We start from the raw sequence: 15,567 nt of genomic DNA on the forward strand, positions 1-15,567 counted from the left end.
GCCCGAGCAGGCCGGTGACCTGTCGGGTTGTCGGATGGTCGGTCAGCGCGCGGCGGTGCCGGTGCCGGCACGGCCGGCGGTACCGGTGCTGCCGTCCGTGGTGCCGCCGTCGGCGTGCGTGAAGGTGCCGAGGGCGGCGACGGCCCGAGGGCGGTCGATCCCGAAGGCGGCGGCGTTCCAGCTCTCGGCCGGGGCGGGCTTCCGCGTCGCGCCGGTGGGTCCGGTCGGCCTGGCCGGTCCGGCGGTGGGGCCGACTGTGGGGCCGGCGGTGGGGCCGGCGGTGGGGCCGGGCGGGGTCGGCGCGGGGCGCATGCCGCGGACGCCGAAGGTGTACCGGCCGGGGCGGACGTCGGTACCGGACGGGGTGGTGAACCGGTAGACCAGGGTGCCGCGCTCCTGGTGGGTGGTGACGACCGCGCCGGACAGGTCGGTCCAGGCGGTGCCGGGAGCCAGTTCGCCCGCGGCGAGGCGGAACTCGGCCTGGAGCGCGGTGAGCGGCTCGGTGACGGTGAGCGTCAGCAGGTGATGGGTGCCGTCGCGGCCGAGCGGCTGGACCAGGGCGGTGCCGGTGAGGGCCTGGTCGGCGGCGTCGTCGTCGGTGGGGCCGGTCGGGCCGGTGGGGGCGGTCCCGGTCTCGGTGGGGCCGGCCGGGCCGGTCGGGGCGGTCGGGGCGACGGGGGTGCCGGGCTCCGCCGGGGCCAGGGGCCGGGGCGTCGGCGGCTGTTGGTCGGCCGGCCGGCCGGCAGTCGGCGGGGTCGCGGTCGCCTGCGCGGCGGAGCCGGCCGCGGTCACGGCCCCGTCGCCGCCCTGCGACGGGCCGCCGGGCTGCTCCGCCGGGCCGGTGCGGGCGGCGGAGGGGGCCGGGACGGGGCCGGTGAACGGCGCGGCCGCATCGGGCGCGGGCGTGTCCGGGGAGGCCGGCCGGGGCGCGGGCACGCCGGAGGCCGGCGGGTGGGAGGCGGTGGCGCGAGCCCAGGGCGCCTCGGTGGACCGGCCGGCGGAGCGGTCGGCCGGACGGGGCTCGACCGGGGCGGGCGAGGAGTTCGCGGCGGCGTCGGCCCGCGTGGTGGCGTCCGGGCTGGGCGGCGGGGTGGAGCCGACCCGGGCCACCCCGGCGCGGCGTCCGACACCCTGCTGCTCGTTGAGCAGGCAGGTGGTCGCGATGCTGATGCCGACCACGGTGGACATCGCCATCGCGGCGCCGGAGAAGCGCAGGGTGGGCAGCCGGAGTCGGCCGCCGAAGGGCTTCGGCCGGCCGTGCCGGCCGCGGCGCCCGTACTGTTCGCGCTGCCGGTCGCGCTCGTGGTGCACGCCTTGCTCGGTGTCCTCGCGCAGAGCCACCGGACCCCTCCCTCCCCGAAGTCGCCGTTGCGGTCGCAGCATTCTTCCATGCGTCGCCGCCGGGCCGAAGCGCCGTCACGGGCGGACTCCCGTCCGGTGGCCGTCCGGTGGGGGCGGGTCCGCGGCCGTCCGGTTCCGTCCGCCGGCGGCCGCCCGTGCGGAGGCCGCCGGCCCGGGCGCGCGGGGGCCCGTGTCGTGCAGGGGCACGAGCGTACCAGCGGTGACCGGTCGGCCGGTCGGTTCCGGTGCGGAATCGTTCCGTTGGGCGGAAAGCCTTACAGCGAAACGAAGTTGACGATCAGTCTGACAAGAGCGGGTAAGGAGTGCCGATACCGGGCGGGGATTATTGCAACCTCCTTGCAACCCTTGCCGGTCCGCCCCGGGGTGCCGCAGTCTGGTGGCATCCCACGCCGTCCCGGAGAGACCGTCATGCCGCCCGACCCGCTGCCAGCAGCCTCCAGTGCCCCTCTCGCCGCCACCCCCACGGGCGGCGATGAGGCAAGCTCCACCGCCGCTTCGGCGGCGGTGGAGGAGGTGCTGACGCTGCGGATCTCGTTGGGCGAGGAGGTGGTCGGCGAGGTGCGCACCCGGTTCCGGTTCGACGCCGAGCGCCCGTACGAAGTGCTGCTGACGTTCCACCTCGGCCGGCCGGACGAGGCCGATTGGGTGTTCTCGCGCGAACTGCTGCGCGACGGCCTGCGCTCGCTGAGCGGCCAGGGCGACGTCAAGCTGTGGCCGGCGTACTGCCCGTGCCACGGCTCGACGTTGCACCTGGCCCTCGAATCCCCCCACGGCAGCGCACTGTTGGAGGTCTCCAAGCCCCGCGTCCAGTCGTGGCTGGACCGGACGTACGCGCTCGTCTCGGAGCAGGCCGAACAGGCCTACGGTCCGACCGACGCCCAGCTCTCCGCGCTGCTCGCCGGCGGCTGACGCCGCCTCGGCGGGGGCACGGCGTCGTCCCCGGGGCTGCGCGGGCCGGGGACCGGCGGCGCGCCCGGCAGCTGGACCACCCCGCCGGCCAGGCCGGCCCGCAGTCGGCGCACGGCCGGCGCGGAGGAGGACGGCAGCAGGTCGTACGGGTCGTCCGGGCCGAGGACGCTGACCAGTACCGACTCGGCGAACCGGTACGGCCGGTGGGCCAGCAGGCCGCCGAGGTAGCGGCGCAGCCGGGACAGCTCCGCGCGCACGGTGACCGTCCGGGCCGGGTCGCCGAAGAGCGCGTCGGCGAGCTGCGCCGCGCTGTGGCCGTCGCGCTCGACGGCGAGCAGGAGCAGCAGCTCGGCGTGGCGCGGGCTGAGCGCGTGCGACCAGCTGCCGGCCGCGCCGCGCACCGACAGTTCGGGGCGGTCGGGGCGGCGCAGGTCGAGCCGGAGCCGGGCGCCCTCCGCCTGTTCGGCGGTGACCGACCCGCCGTTCGCCGCCTCGTCGTCCCGGGTGCGGACCGGCCGCACCAGCCAGCCGTCGGCCAGTGGTTCTATCGCGCACTGGCCGAGGCCGGGCAGCCAGTGCACGGTGGTCGATCCCCAGCCTTCGGTGGGCAGGTGCAGCCGGGCGGGTGGTGGCAGGCCGGCCGCGGCGGCGGTCCAGCCCGCGCCGTCGACGACCAGGGCGGGGCCGTTGACCCGGGCCAGCAGCGGGGCGGCCAGGATGCGGAGCTGGTGCAGCGACTCCAGGCGGCGGGCGCGCAGCTCGGTCTCGGCGAGCCGGGCGGCGGTGGTGGTGAGCTGGAGCAGGTAGGGGCGGACGGAGTGGGCCGGGCCGCTGAGGTTGAGGGCGCCGACCAGCCGCCCGGTGCCGGGGTCGTGCACGGGCGCGGCGACGCAGGTCCAGGCGTGGTGGCTGCGCAGGTAGTGCTCGGAGGAGTGGACCTGCATCGGGCGTTGGGCACGCAGTGCGGCGGCGATGCCGTTGGTTCCGACGCTCTCCTCGGCCCAGCGGGCGCCGGTGAGGAAGCCGATCCGGTCGGCGCTGCGGCGCAGGCCGCGTTCGCCCTCCTGCCAGAGGACGTGGCCCTCGGCGTCGGCGATGGCGAGGATCAGCGGGGTCTGGCCGGCCGGGTCGAGCAGGGTGTCACGCAGGACGGGCAGCAGTGCGTCGAGCCCGCTGGCCCGGCGGCGGTGCTCGATCTCGGCGGGGCCGAGGTGGACGGTGGCGGCGCCGGCGTCCGGGTCGAGGCCGAGGCGGCGCAGGCGCGCCCAGGAGTCGCCGATCTCGGGGCGGGGTCCGAGGCCGGTCGGCCCGCCGTCGGCCGGGGCGGTCTCCCGCGTGAGGTCGCGGGCGGCGGCCTCGGTGAGGGTGCGGTCGTAGACCCTGGCCAGCTCGGGCGCGGGCTGCGGGGTTCGGCGCTCGGGCCGTCGGGTCTGCCGTCCGGTCTGCCGCACTCGGTTTGCTCCTCGCCGCCGATCGAGGACGCGCCGGGGCCGACGCGCTGACGAAAGAGTACGGGGGCGGCCCGGTCCTGGGGACGGGGTCTGCCAAGTCGGCACACCGGGCAACATGACAATGAACATGCCAACTCGCTATGGCAGTCATGACCTCGGGCGATCGGCCTCGTGACCGCTCCCGCGGTCCGCCGGGGGCGTGCCCCTACGGGCGGGATTCGATGCCCTGTTGGGCCGACTCGACGGTGCGGTGCAGGTCGGCGGTGGCGTCCAGGGCGGTGGCGGCGGTCAGTGCGAGGCAGGCGGCGAGGGCCAGGGCGGCGGCGCGGCGGCCGCTGCGGGACGCGGCCGGGCGGGGCTGGAGCAGTGCGGCGACCCGGCGCGGGACCGGCCCGGAGTGGGCGGCCGGGGCCAGCCGGGGACGGGCCGGCCGGGGGGAGCGGCTCGCCGCCAGGGCGGCGCGGCCGACCGCGCGGGCGGTCACGGCGCGGTCGCCGACCCGCTCGGCGGCGGCTTCGTCGGCCCACCGCTCCAGGTGGTAGCCGAGCGGCGTGCGCAGCGTGCGCAGTGCGGGGTGGACGGCGGCGGCGTGCTCGGCGAGCGCGAGGAAGACGTGGTGGCGGGCGGTCAGGTGGGCGCGTTCGTGGGCGAGCAGGGCGGCCCGCTCGGGCGCCGTGAGGGCGCGCAGCATGCCGGCGGTGACCACGATCCGCCCCGGTTCGGCGGCCCGGCCGGGCCGGGGGAGGCGGCCGGGGAGGGCGAAGGCGTCGGCCCGCTCGTCGTCCAGGACCGCGAGCGGGTGGGGCCCGGCGGGTCGGAGGAGTGCGCGGGCGCGCTCGACGAGCGGTGTGCGCCGTGTGGACCGGGCGCGTGCGTGGCGCACTGAGGCGGCGAGGGGGCGCACGTCCGGATGCCGGTCGTCGCCGGGCTGCGGCGCGTCGTTGCCGGGGTGCCCGCCGCCCCCGGGTTCGAGGGTGGCGCGGGCGGCGTGCAGTTCGCGGCGGCGCAGCCATGCGGTCCGGACGCCGAGCACGGCCAGGACGGTGAGCGCCAGCCCGGCCAGCACGGCCGGCAGTGCGGCCTGCGGTGCGGCGGCGGTCAGCCAGGGCAGCGAGAGGTGGCCGAGTGCGGCGACCGGCGGCAGCTGGAGCAGTCCGGCGGCGGTGAGCAGGCCGAGCGAGCAGAGGGTGCCGCCGGCCAGGACGGCCGCGGTGCCGGCCAGCGTCCAGGCGGCGGCGCGCGGGGTGAGCGCCTCGGCGAGGCGGCGGGCCAGCGGGGCGGCGAGGAAGGGCAGCAGCAGCGGCGCCCAGACGGCGGCGATCACCGGGCCGCCGGTCCGGCGTCGTCCGCGGGTCCGTCGGCCGCGCCGTCGCCGAGGAGTTCGCGCAGCAGCCGCTCGTCCTCGGCGGAGAGGTCGGAGACGAACCGGGCCAGGACGGTGGAGCGGTCCGCCTCGCGCCCGAGCTCGGTGTGCATCCGGCGGGCGGCGAGGCCCGCGGGGTCCTGCACGGTCGGGGTGTACGCGTAGGCGCGCCCCGCCCGGGTGCGTTCCACGGTGCCCTTCTCGTGCAGCCGGGCGAGGATCGTGGCGACGGTGGTCCGGGCGAGTCCGCCGCCGAGGGCCGTCTGGACGTCCTGCGGCGTCAGCGGCCGGTGGGCGGCCCACAGGGTGGCCAGCACCTCGGCCTCCAGCTCCCCGGCTGGCCGGCGGACGGACGGTACGTCGGACATGGCGGCGGTTCCTCCAGGATTCGTCTACAGTCATGTAGACCGTCTACGTCACTGTAGACGGTCAGGGGTGTGCTCCGCTGGTGCCGCCCCCAACGTACGGGAGGTCCGCCAGCCTTGCTCCAGTCGTCCGCCGATCCGGCTGTTCACGCACTCGCGGTGAACGTGCTGGACGCCTCGTCGCTGCTCGCGTCCTTCGGCGCACTCGGCATCGCCGCCGTGCTCTTCGCCGAGACCGGGCTGCTCGTCGGGTTCTTCCTGCCCGGTGACTCGCTGCTGTTCACCGCCGGCCTGCTCTGCGTCCCCGGCGTCACCAAGGGCCCGCAGCTGGAGCTGTACCAGGTGCTGCCGGCCGCCCTGGTCGGTGCGCTGGCCGGCGCCCAGGTCGGCTATCTGATCGGCAGGCGCGGCGGACGCGCGCTGCTGGCCCGCACCGAGCGCAGGAGCCTCCGGCAGGGCATCGGCCGGGCCGACGAACTGCTCGCCAAGTACGGCCACGGCAAGGCGATCGTGCTGGCGCGGTTCATCCCGGTCGTCCGGACGGTGCTCAACCCGCTCTGCGGCGCCCTGGAGGTGCCGGTCCGCACGTTCACCTTCTGGCAGGTCGCCGGCGGAACGCTCTGGACGGTGGGGGTGGTGCTGGCCGGATACGCGCTGGGTTCGACGGTGCCCAGTATCGACCAGTACCTGCTTCCCATCATCGGTCTGGTAGTAGTTGTCTCCGTGATCCCGATTGTTCTTGAGTTGTTCCGCGCCCGGAAGTCCCGGCGTGACGGTGGTGACGCCCGGTGACGGCCTCCACCTCCCCCCGCGCGCTCGCGGTGTACGACGGCAGCGGCATCGACGGCGGCCTCTACAGCCGGGTGGTCGGCTGGGCCGACGCCGCGCCGTACTGGCTCGACCAGCTGATCAAGGTGTGGTCCGCGGTCGGCCTCGGCCTCTTCGCCGTCCTGATGGTCCTCGCGTGGTGGCGGGCGCGCGGCGCCGGCGCGTCCGTGATGGCCCGGGTGCTGGCCTCGCCGCTGATCGTGGTCCTCGCGTACGTGGTGAACTCCGGCTTCAAGAGCGTGGTCGAGGAGGTCCGGCCGTGCGCGCAGCTGGGCGTGCGCGGCACGCTGGAGGCCTGCCCCGGCGCCGGTGACTGGTCCTTCCCGAGCAACCACACGGTGATCGCCTTCGCCGCCGCGACCGCGCTCTGGTTCGCGGACCGGCGGCTCGGCCGGATCGCCGCGATCGCCGCCGTGCTGATGGGCGCCTCGCGGGTCTGGGTCGGTGTCCACTACCCGCACGACGTGCTGGTCGGGGCCACGGTCGGCGTCCTGGTGGCGATCCCGCTGGCGCTGGCCGCCGGCCGGGCCGCGCCGCTGGTCGACCGGGCCCGCGCTGGGGCGCTGCGGCCGCTGCTGGGCGCGGGCGCCGTCGTCACGACGGGCGGACCGTCGCCGCTGGAGGCGCAGCGGCGCTGAACGGCCACCGCCGTCCCGGCCCTTGTCCGGCCGGGGGCGGCGGGAGGAGCATGTGAGCCGGGCGAGGGGCCTCCGTGACGGGGCGCCCGCCCGGCTCAGTCGTGCCGGGGCGCCGCGGCGCCCGCGCCCGTGGAGGGAAGTGCTGCCCATGCCGTACCGACTCGACGTCACCCAGGGGGACTGGCCCGCGGAGGAGCTCCGCAAGGGGGTGGAGGGGCTGCTCGGCGAGGCCATGGTGCTCACCCTCGCCACGGCCGGCCACGAGCGCGGCCCGCATGCCAACCTGGCCTTCTACGCGTTCGACGACGACCTCGTCCTGTACTTCGTCAGCGAGCGCGCCACCCGGCACAGCCACCACCTCGCCGAGGAGGCCCGGGCGGCGGCCACCGTCTTCCTGCCGCCGCCGGTCTTCGGCGAGCAGCTGCGCGGCATCCAGCTGACCGGCAGCGCGGGGGAGGCGTGGGGGCACCAGGCACAGGCCGCGTTCGCGGCGTACCAGGGCCGGTACCCCGCCTTCGGGCAGGACGAGGAGGTCCGGCGGCAGTTCCTGACCGGCGGCGGGGCCGCCGCGCTGTACCGGTTCCAGGTGGAGGAGCTGACGGCGGTGGACGAGCCGCACTTCGGCCGGCGCAACTACCTGCGGGCCGCGGTGGTGCGGTAGCGGCCCGGTGGCGGTCCCGGCGTTGGTCCCGGTGGCGGTTCAGGCCTCGCGGTGGGGCGCCGGGGTCGGCGTCGGCCCCGGCGTCCGGGCTGCGGTGTCCGACGGGATCGCCTCCGACGGGATCGCCTCCGACGGAGTTGCCCCCGGCGGGGTCGCCTCCGAGGTGGTGTCCGTTCCGCTGCGGCGGCGGGTGGCGAGGTAGTACCCGAGGGCGACGATCCCCGCGCCGGCCACCGCAACGGCCTTGACGCCCGACTTGCCGGCGAGGTGGGCGAGGCCGTAGCCGGGGGGTACGAGACCGCTCCGGTGCAGGACGGCCCAGATCAGGCCGGCGACGGCGAGGGCCGCGAGCACGGCGGCGGCTCCGGCGGCGCGGCGACCCGCGCGGGGGCGGGACGGTTCGGGGGTGTGCTCGGTCATGAGGTGGTCTCCGGACGGTGTCTCCGGGCCGGGGTGCGGCCCGTGTGGTGGGTGGGGGTGCCCGTGCGGGCGGCGGGCTCAGAGTTCGTCGTAGACCTCGGCCAGGCCGCGGAGGACGGCCGTGACGGTCTCCACCTCGGCCGTGTCGAGGCCGGCGGTCAGCCGTTCCAGCGACTCCACCAGTGACGCGGTGCGCAGCCGGTGCCGCTCGCGGCCGGCCGGGGTGAGGGTGACCAGGGTGGAACGGCGGTCGTGCTCCGGCCGTTCGCGGGTGACGTAGCCGGCCTCCTCCAGCCCGTTGACCAGCTGGGTCGTGGCGGCCGGGGTCGTCTCGGTGCCCGCCGCCAGCCGGCCGACCGGCAGCGGGCCCTCGTCGGCCAGGACCCGCAGGGCTCGCGCGTGGGTGAGCGACAGTGCACCGGGCGAGCGGGTGGCCCGGCCGCGCAGGCGGGCGTCGGCCGCGCTGAGGCTGTAGGCGGCGCGGGCCAGCCCGTCCAGGGCGAGGGCGCGGGTGGCGTCGTCGGCGGCGGGGTCTTGCGGCACGGGGGTGCTCCTTCTCCGGCGGTTTCCTCGGTGGCGGGTTGACAGCAAGATAAGCATAAGGACTTAATAATTAAGTACTTATCTAACTGCGACGAACGGAGCGTACCCGTCATGACCGTGCGATCGACCGGACAGAGCTGGGCCCTGGACCTCGCCCTCGCCCAGGGTGGATTCGACGCCCTGCACCCGCAGGCCAAGGGCACGATGGAGCAGCTCGGCCACGACCACACCGACTTCGACAAGGTCTTCGCGCTGGTCCGCAGCGGCGCGATGCTGCCCAAGGCGTGGGCGACCGTGGCCGGCCAGGCCGAGGAGCGGGCCGTCCACCACGAGCGGGGCGGGTACCCCCGCACCGCCGCCGACCTCTATCTGCGGGCGGCGGTGATGTGGGGCCGGGCGCAGTACTCCGTCCTCGACGCGGCGGACCCGCGCAAGCACGCCTTCCGGGAGCGGACCAACCACTGCGTCGCCCGGCTCGGCGAGCTGCGCGGCCGCCGGGTGCGCCGGGTCGTGCTGGACTTCGAGGGCGGGCAGCTCCATGCCCTGCTGCACCTGCCGGCCGGGACGGTCGAGGGGGCGCCGGCGGTCGTCCTCGGTCCGGGGATGGACATGATCAAGGAGGACTACATCTACGCCGCGGAGCGCTACTACACCTCGCGCGGAGTGGTCGCCCTCTCGATCGAGGGGCCCGGCCAGGGGGAGTCCCGGGCCGGCGGGCTCACCGTCGATCTCACCAACTACGAGCGCGCGATCAGTCGCTACCTCGACCACCTGGTCGGCCTGCCCGAGGTCGACCCCGGCCGCATCGGCATGTTCGGCATCAGCATGAGCGGCTACTGGGGGATGCGGGCCGCGGCCACGGACCCCCGGCTCGCGGCGCTCGCGAGCTTCGAGGGCGTCAGCGGCGACTTCCACACGATCTTCGACCGGGCGCAGCCCAGCTTCAAGAACAACTACATGTTCATGGCCGGCTACACCGACGAGGAGGAGTTCGACCGCGAGCTCGCCGCCCGCATGCCGCTCGGCGACCTCGTCGGGGACATCGCCTGTCCGGTCCTCCTGGGGATCGGGGAGTTCGACGAACTGACGCGGCTGGAGCAGGCGATGGCGACGTACGAGCGGATCCGCGCCCCGAAGGAGCTGCGGGTGTACGAGAACGAGTTCCATCCGCTGGGCGGTGTCGCGGCCGAGGTGTTCCGTTTCGGCGCCGAGTGGCTGGAGCGCGCCCTCGACGGTGAACTGCGCGAGCCCGGACGCGATGTGCGGCACTACGTGCGCGACGACGGCCGGACGATCGACGGGACGGCCGCCCCGGCGTGGTGGCTCGGCACCGACCCGGTGCGGGCGGCGTGACCGGGTGACCCCCGGGGGCGAGGTGCGGGGTGGTGGTGCTGCCACCCCGCACCTCGTCGAGCCGGGTTGTCTGTACAACTTTTCGGTCGGTTCACCTGTGGGACCGGATCCGGACTCCTCCCGGCCACCTCGCCGCACCAGCCTGGCCGCATGAGAGTCATCGTCGTAGGAGCAGGCGTGCTCGGCACCATGCACGCCTGGCAGGCCGTCGAGCGCGGTCACGAGGTCGTCCACCTGGAGCGCGAGGCCGAGGCGCGCGGCGCCTCCGTGCGCAACTTCGGGCTGGTCTGGGTCAGCGGCCGGGCCGGGGGCGAGGAGCTGGACACCGCACTGCGCGCCCGTGAGCTGTGGGAGGGGATCGGCGCCCGGGTGCCCGACCTCGGCTTCCGGGCCAACGGCTCGCTCACCGCGATCCGCACCGAGGCCGAACTCGCCGTCGCCGAACAGGCGCTGACCCGGCCCGACGCCGCCGCGCGCGGCTACCGGCTGCTCGGGGCGGACGAGACCCGGGCCGCCAACCCCGCCCTGCGCGGCAAGCTGCTCGGTGCCCTGTGGTGCGGGCGCGACGCCGCCGTCGAGCCGCGCACGGCCCAGCCCGCGCTGCGCGCCGCCCTGCTGGCGAGCGGCCGCTACACCTTCCTGCCCGGGCGCGAGGTCCGCGAGGTGATCGGCGAGAACGCCGTCCGCGACGACCACGGCGACGTCCACACCGGCGACCTCGTCGTCCTCTGCACCGGTGCCTGGCTGGGCGGCCTGGTGCGCGAGCTGGCACCGCAACTCCCGGTCCGCCGCGTCCGGTTGCAGATGATGCAGACCGATCCGCTGGGTGAGGAGCTGACCACCTCGGTCGCCGACGGCGACAGCTTCCGCTACTACCCCGCCTTCGCCGGCAGCGCCCTGGAGCAGCTCAAGGCCGCACAGCCGCAGCCGCCGGTCGCCGCCGAGCACAAGATGCAGCTACTGATGGTCCAGCGCCGCGACGGCGGCCTGACCATCGGCGACACCCACGAGTACGACCAGCCGTTCGGCTTCGACGTGGTCGAGGACCCGTACGACCATCTGGTCGGCGTGGCCGAGGAGTTGCTCGGCCGGCCGCTGCCGAGGGTGCGCCGCCGCTGGGCCGGCGTGTACGCGCAGTGCGTCGACACCACCCGCGTCGTCCACCGGGAGAAGGTCCGGGACGGCGTCTGGCTGGTCACCGGCCCGGGTGGTCGCGGCATGACCTGCTCGCCGGCCATCGCCGAGAAGACCGCCGAACTCGCCAACCTGTAATCACCTGAGGGTAGTTGAACATGTCTCCTGATATCCGTCTGGTCGTCCTCGACATGGCCGGCACCACCGTGGCCGACGACGGCCTGGTCGAGCAGGCCTTCCGGGCCGCCGCCGGCTCGCTCGGCGTCGAGGCCGGCAGCCCCGAGCACGCCCGCATGCTGGAGCACGTCCGGGCCACCATGGGCGAGTCCAAGATCTCCGTCTTCCGGCACCTGTTCGGGGCGGAGGAGAAGGCGCAGGCCGCCAACTCCGCCTTCGAGGCCGCCTACCACGACCTCGTCGACGCCGGCCACTGCGCCGCCCTGCCCGGCGCCGCCGAGGCGATCGCCGAACTCCGCGGCCAGGGCCGGAAGGTCGTCCTCACCACCGGCTTCTCGCGGGCGACCCAGGACCGCATCCTGCGCGCGCTCGGCTGGGAGAGCGTCGCCGACCTGACCCTCTGCCCCGCCGAGGCCGGCCGCGGCCGCCCCTACCCCGACCTGGCGCTCACCGCGCTGCTGCGGACGGAGACCGACTCCGTCCGGCAGATCGCCGTCGCCGGGGACACCGGCTACGACATGCTGACCGGCTCCCGGGCCGGCGCCCCGGTGGTGGCCGGCGTCCTCACCGGCGCCCACGGGGAGGAGCGGCTGCGGGCGGACGGGGCGACCCACGTGCTCGCGTCCGTCGCCGAGCTGCCGGGCCTGCTGGCCCGGGGCTGAGCGCCCGGCCCCGTCCCGGCCCCCCGCGCGCGAGGGCGGCGGGGCCGGGCCGGTGACCCACCCCGTCCCGGCCGTCGCCTGCTCCCGCCGTCCTCTGCTCCCGCCGTCCCCCGCTCAGCGGTTCCAGTGCGGGCTGAGCGCGATCCCCTGCAACTGGTCGATGGTGAGCGGCGGTTCGGCCCGGGTGGGGCGGTTCGCGGCCGTGACGGGCAGCTGGTCGGTGTTGAAGGCGGCCGCCTCGACCCTCCGCAGGTCCGGCCGGGTCGCCGTCACCACCCACGCGACCTGCCCGTTCACGAGCGAGAGCTTCTCGGCCTTCACCACCGTGCCGTCCGGGAGGACGTCGCAGAAGAGCGGCTTCACGGCCTGCTCGCAGGAGCGGCTCGTACTCTGCGGGGTGTCCATGACCTTGACGGCGACGGAGGCCCGGCCCTTCCCGTCGTCGTAGAGCACCTGCCCGTCCGCCACGCTCGTCCCGCCGGCCGACGTGGCGAGCCGGCCGTCCTCGAAGGAGCCGGTGCTGAGGACCCGGGTGGTCCTGCCCGGCGGCAGGAACTCCGCCAGCTGGGCCGAGACCGGGCCCGTGCGCGGGCCGCCCACCGGCGGGGCGGCGGACGGGGAGCGGGTCGGGGCGCTGCTCGGGGTGGGCGTGGCCGTCGCGGTGGGGGTGGCCGTCGGGGCGGTGGTGACGGCCGCCGGCGGGGCGGGCGCGGCCCGGAGCGGGAGCTGCGCGGCCCCCAGCGCGGCGGCACCCGCGACGGCGGCGGCCGCCGTGCCGATCTGCACGCGGCGGACGAGGCGGAGCCGGCGGCCACGGGCGGCCGCGCGGCGGACGAGATCGGGGCGGTGCGGGCCGAAGGCGTCGGAGGTGTACTGCATCGCGTCGCGCAGACGACGGTCGGACTGCTGATCGGGGCTCACGGTGCTCTCCTTTCGAGGGTCGGGGATGCCGGGGCGACGGCCCGATCAGATGTGTTCGAGGTCGGCGAGCAGGTCGTCGCCGAGGACGGCCCGGAGCTTCTGCAGGGCCCGCAGGCTGCGGGTGCGGACGGCGCCCGCGCTGATCTGGAGCATCCGCGCGGTCTCCTCGACCGGCCGGTCCTCCCAATACCGCAGCACCAGCACCGCCCGCTCCTTGGGCGCGAGCCGCGCGAGCCCGTCCAGCAGCGTCAGCCGCAGGTCCGGGTCGCCGCCGCCGGGCGCCGCGCCTTCCGGCAGGCGGTCGACCGGACGCTCGTCGGCGCTGCGCCGCCGCCGGTACGAGGTGAAGGTCCGCACCAGCACCGTGTGGGCGTACGCGACCGGCGCCTGGGTGCGGTCGATGCGCCACCAGGACCGGTACATCTTGGCGAGGGTCTCCTGGACGAGGTCCTCGGCCAGGTGCCGGTCGCCGGTGAGCAGGCACGCCGTGCGGAACAGCTGGTCGCTGCGGGCATGGGCGAACTCCAGGAAGTCCGCGGGTGTGTCCGCCACCGGATGGTCCCTTCTCGAACTGATGTCACCCCCAAGTACGCGCCGGGAGGGGGCGCGCGTTACAGACCTCGTGGGCGGAGCACCGCGGGAAGGGGGCCGGACGGCGGACGGGGCGGCCGGGGCGGGAGTCCGGAGCGGCCGGCGGTGGGGCCGTGACGGTGACGTCGTGGCGGGACCGGCCGAGGGGGCGGGCGGCGGCGGCCCGGGGCCGGCCCACTCGCCCTACGCCGGGACGGAGCCGCCGACCGGGCGCGGACCGAGGCTGCGGGCGGTCTCGGTGAAGGCCCGCAGGCGCGGACTCTCCCGGGCCGTGGGCCAGACGAGCGCCCACTCGGTCGGCGGTGCGTCGTGCAGCGGGACGTAGGCGACGCCGGGGTGGGTGTAGTACCGGGTGACGTGCTCGTTCAGCGGGCTGACCACCCGGCCGGCGGCGATCAGCGCGAGCACCTCGTGGAAGGTCCGCGCGGACGGCCCGCGCGGGATCGGCCGGCCCTCCGGGGTGTGCCGCGGCAGCATGGCGTCGGCCCAGTAGCCGGGAACGTGGGGGCCGAACTCGAAGGTCGTGCAGTCGCCGAGGTCCTCCATCGACATCGACTCCCGCCGGGCCCAGCCGGAGGCGGCCGGGACGGCGAGCACCCGGCCCTCCGTCAGCAGGCAGGGACCGGCCGTCAGATCGGGCTCCCGCACCGGGAGCCACATGAGCTGGACGTCGACCTGCCCGGTGCGCAGCAGCGCGAACGGATCGCTGAAGTGGAACTCCGCCAGCGTGACCTCGCAGTGCGGGTACTGCGTCGTGAATGCTTCGAGGAACGGCTGCATCTCGTGGCCCAGCACGCCCATGACGCCCAGCCGCACGGCGCCGTGGACGCCCCCGGTGGCGGCCGAGGCCCGTGCGATCCCGTCGTTGATGAGGTCGTACGCCTGTCGCAGGTCCTCGCGCAGGCGGTTGCCGAGCGGAGTCAGGGTGACCGACCGGCTGGTGCGCTCGAACAGGGCGCCGCCGATCCGGCGCTCCTGCTTCTTGATCACCTGGCTGACCCGGGACTTCGAGACGTGCAGCCGCTCGGCGGTGCGGCCGAAATGAAGCTCCTCGGCCAACACCAGGAAGATCTCGATGTCCCGCAGCTCCACGCCCGCCCCTAGATCGATAACCGCACGGTAACCGGGATGGTAGCGAAATCCGCATTGATCCCGGCCTGCGCCGGGTGGAAGGCTTGGACCGCCGGGCGCAGGCCCCTCGGGCCGTCGCGGACACGTCGGCCAGGACGGGCCGGCGGAGGTGCGCCGGTGGTGGGGACCACCGGCGCGGTCCGTGAGCACGGCCGGACGGCTCGGGCCACCGCCGTGATCCCGACGGGGGACCGGCGACGAACACAGGGGGACGACGATGACTGAACTGAACGGCAAGACGGCACTGGTGACGGGCGGTTCGCGCGGGATCGGGCGGGCGGTCGCGCTGCGGCTGGCCGCCGACGGCGCGCTGGTCGCGGTGCACTACGGCGGGAACGCCGGGGCGGCCGCGGAGACGGTGGCCCGGATCACCGAGGCCGGTGGGCGGGCGTTCGCCGTACGGGCGCGGTTCGGCGAGGCGGGCGCGGTCCGGCAGCTCTTCGAGGGGTTGACGGCCGGGCTCGCCGAGCACGGGGCGAAGGGCCTGGACATCCTGGTCAACAACGCGGGCATCTCCTCGTTCAGCCCGATCGGCCAGATCACCGAGGAGGAGTTCGCGGCGCTGCTCTCGGTCAACGTGAGCACGCCGTTCTTCGTGGTCCAGCGGGCGCTGGCGCTGCTGAACGACGGTGGGCGGATCATCAACATGGGTTCGGTGGCGAGCCGTTTCGCGGTCACCACCCAGATCGGCTACACCGTCAGCAAGGCGGCGCTGGAGTCGATGGGCCCGACCCTGGCCAACGAGCTCGGCGGCCGCGGCATCACGGTCAACACCGTCGCGCCCGGCGTGGTGAAGACCGACCTGACCGCGGTCTTCACGACGATCCCGGAGGCGGTCGCCGACCTGGAGTCGATCACCGCGCTCGGCCGGCTCGGCGAGCCGGAGGACGTCGCCGACGTGGTGGGCTTCCTGGCGGGCCCGCAGGGCCGCTGGGTGACCGGCCAGACGATCGACGTCTCCGGCGGCACCTACCTCGGGCCGATCGGACCCCGGTGACCCGCAGGCGCTGAGGGGCGCGGAGGCCGGGCCGGCGCGGGGGCGCCCGCCCGGCCTCCGC

At 75.8% G+C, this 15,567-nt stretch carries 17 protein-coding genes; 8 read left to right on the top strand and 9 right to left on the bottom strand.

Annotation, left to right across the window (positions count from 1 at the left end):
• Positions 1-42: 42 nt before the first annotated feature.
• The gene (locus J5Y04_RS10810) at positions 43-1,341 is read right to left on the bottom strand and encodes a hypothetical protein (RefSeq protein ID WP_209411729.1); all 1,299 of its coding nucleotides are present in this window, start codon (positions 1,339-1,341) and stop codon (positions 43-45) included.
• Between the two features lie 429 nt (positions 1,342-1,770).
• Here J5Y04_RS10810 and J5Y04_RS10815 point away from each other — a divergent pair, with 429 nt between their 5' ends.
• The gene (locus tag J5Y04_RS10815) at positions 1,771-2,271 is read left to right on the top strand and encodes an SsgA family sporulation/cell division regulator (RefSeq protein ID WP_209411730.1); all 501 of its coding nucleotides are present in this window, start codon (positions 1,771-1,773) and stop codon (positions 2,269-2,271) included.
• Here the strand turns inward: J5Y04_RS10815 and J5Y04_RS10820 are convergent.
• The 3 genes from J5Y04_RS10820 to J5Y04_RS10830 form a co-directional block, all read right to left on the bottom strand.
• Positions 2,223-3,722, bottom strand: a complete 1,500-nt coding sequence (locus J5Y04_RS10820; protein WP_209411731.1) for a GAF domain-containing protein — start codon at positions 3,720-3,722, stop codon at positions 2,223-2,225. The genes J5Y04_RS10815 and J5Y04_RS10820 overlap by 49 nt on opposite strands.
• A 205-nt stretch (positions 3,723-3,927) precedes the next feature.
• Complete coding sequence (locus J5Y04_RS10825; protein WP_307853047.1) at positions 3,928-5,046, bottom strand: M56 family metallopeptidase; 1,119 nt, start codon at positions 5,044-5,046, stop codon at positions 3,928-3,930.
• A complete protein-coding gene (locus J5Y04_RS10830; protein WP_209411732.1) occupies positions 5,043-5,453 on the bottom strand; it encodes a BlaI/MecI/CopY family transcriptional regulator in 411 nt (136 codons plus the stop codon). The genes J5Y04_RS10825 and J5Y04_RS10830 overlap by 4 nt, the downstream gene beginning before the upstream one ends.
• Positions 5,454-5,567: 114 nt before the next feature.
• Here J5Y04_RS10830 and J5Y04_RS10835 point away from each other — a divergent pair, with 114 nt between their 5' ends.
• From J5Y04_RS10835 to J5Y04_RS10845, 3 genes are all read left to right on the top strand, one after another.
• Positions 5,568-6,242, top strand: coding sequence for a DedA family protein (locus tag J5Y04_RS10835; protein ID WP_245204588.1), 675 nt, complete (start codon positions 5,568-5,570; stop codon positions 6,240-6,242).
• Positions 6,239-6,916, top strand: coding sequence for a phosphatase PAP2 family protein (locus J5Y04_RS10840; protein ID WP_209411733.1), 678 nt, complete (start codon positions 6,239-6,241; stop codon positions 6,914-6,916). Before J5Y04_RS10835 ends, J5Y04_RS10840 begins: the two co-directional genes overlap by 4 nt.
• A 148-nt stretch (positions 6,917-7,064) precedes the next feature.
• A complete protein-coding gene (locus J5Y04_RS10845) occupies positions 7,065-7,577 on the top strand; it encodes a pyridoxamine 5'-phosphate oxidase family protein (protein ID WP_209411734.1) in 513 nt (170 codons plus the stop codon).
• A gap of 39 nt (positions 7,578-7,616) precedes the next feature.
• On the opposite strand, the gene J5Y04_RS10850 is transcribed toward J5Y04_RS10845, so the two are convergent.
• Positions 7,617-7,997 (bottom strand): hypothetical protein, encoded by a 381-nt coding sequence (locus J5Y04_RS10850; RefSeq protein ID WP_209411735.1) that lies wholly within the window; start codon positions 7,995-7,997, stop codon positions 7,617-7,619.
• 78 nt (positions 7,998-8,075) lie between these two features.
• Positions 8,076-8,540, bottom strand: a complete 465-nt coding sequence (locus tag J5Y04_RS10855; protein ID WP_307853048.1) for a MarR family transcriptional regulator — start codon at positions 8,538-8,540, stop codon at positions 8,076-8,078.
• Positions 8,541-8,651: 111 nt separating this feature from the next.
• Here J5Y04_RS10855 and J5Y04_RS10860 point away from each other — a divergent pair, with 111 nt between their 5' ends.
• The 3 genes from J5Y04_RS10860 to J5Y04_RS10870 all read left to right on the top strand — a co-directional run bounded on the left by J5Y04_RS10860 (position 8,652) and on the right by J5Y04_RS10870 (position 11,866).
• Positions 8,652-9,893, top strand: a complete 1,242-nt coding sequence (locus J5Y04_RS10860; RefSeq protein ID WP_209411737.1) for an alpha/beta hydrolase — start codon at positions 8,652-8,654, stop codon at positions 9,891-9,893.
• A 150-nt stretch (positions 9,894-10,043) separates the two neighbouring features.
• Positions 10,044-11,165 (top strand): TIGR03364 family FAD-dependent oxidoreductase, encoded by a 1,122-nt coding sequence (locus J5Y04_RS10865; protein ID WP_209411738.1) that lies wholly within the window; start codon positions 10,044-10,046, stop codon positions 11,163-11,165.
• 20 nt (positions 11,166-11,185) lie between these two features.
• Positions 11,186-11,866, top strand: a complete 681-nt coding sequence (locus J5Y04_RS10870; RefSeq protein WP_209411739.1) for a phosphonatase-like hydrolase — start codon at positions 11,186-11,188, stop codon at positions 11,864-11,866.
• Positions 11,867-11,980: 114 nt separating this feature from the next.
• On the opposite strand, the gene J5Y04_RS10875 is transcribed toward J5Y04_RS10870, so the two are convergent.
• The 3 genes from J5Y04_RS10875 to J5Y04_RS10885 form a co-directional block, all read right to left on the bottom strand.
• The gene (locus J5Y04_RS10875; protein ID WP_209411740.1) at positions 11,981-12,787 is read right to left on the bottom strand and encodes a hypothetical protein; all 807 of its coding nucleotides are present in this window, start codon (positions 12,785-12,787) and stop codon (positions 11,981-11,983) included.
• A 45-nt stretch (positions 12,788-12,832) separates the two neighbouring features.
• Positions 12,833-13,339, bottom strand: coding sequence for a SigE family RNA polymerase sigma factor (locus J5Y04_RS10880; protein WP_209411741.1), 507 nt, complete (start codon positions 13,337-13,339; stop codon positions 12,833-12,835).
• 222 nt (positions 13,340-13,561) lie between these two features.
• The gene (locus J5Y04_RS10885; protein WP_209411742.1) at positions 13,562-14,470 is read right to left on the bottom strand and encodes a LysR family transcriptional regulator; all 909 of its coding nucleotides are present in this window, start codon (positions 14,468-14,470) and stop codon (positions 13,562-13,564) included.
• A 256-nt stretch (positions 14,471-14,726) separates the two neighbouring features.
• Between J5Y04_RS10885 and J5Y04_RS10890 the strand changes: the two genes are divergently transcribed.
• Positions 14,727-15,506 carry an SDR family oxidoreductase gene (locus J5Y04_RS10890; RefSeq protein WP_209411743.1) on the top strand — a complete coding sequence of 260 codons (780 nt, stop codon included), beginning with the start codon at positions 14,727-14,729 and terminating at the stop codon, positions 15,504-15,506.
• Positions 15,507-15,567: the final 61 nt, after the last annotated feature.

Source organism: Kitasatospora sp. RG8 (assembly GCF_017813315.1).
In the GTDB taxonomy this organism is placed as follows: Bacteria; Actinomycetota; Actinomycetes; order Streptomycetales; family Streptomycetaceae; genus Kitasatospora.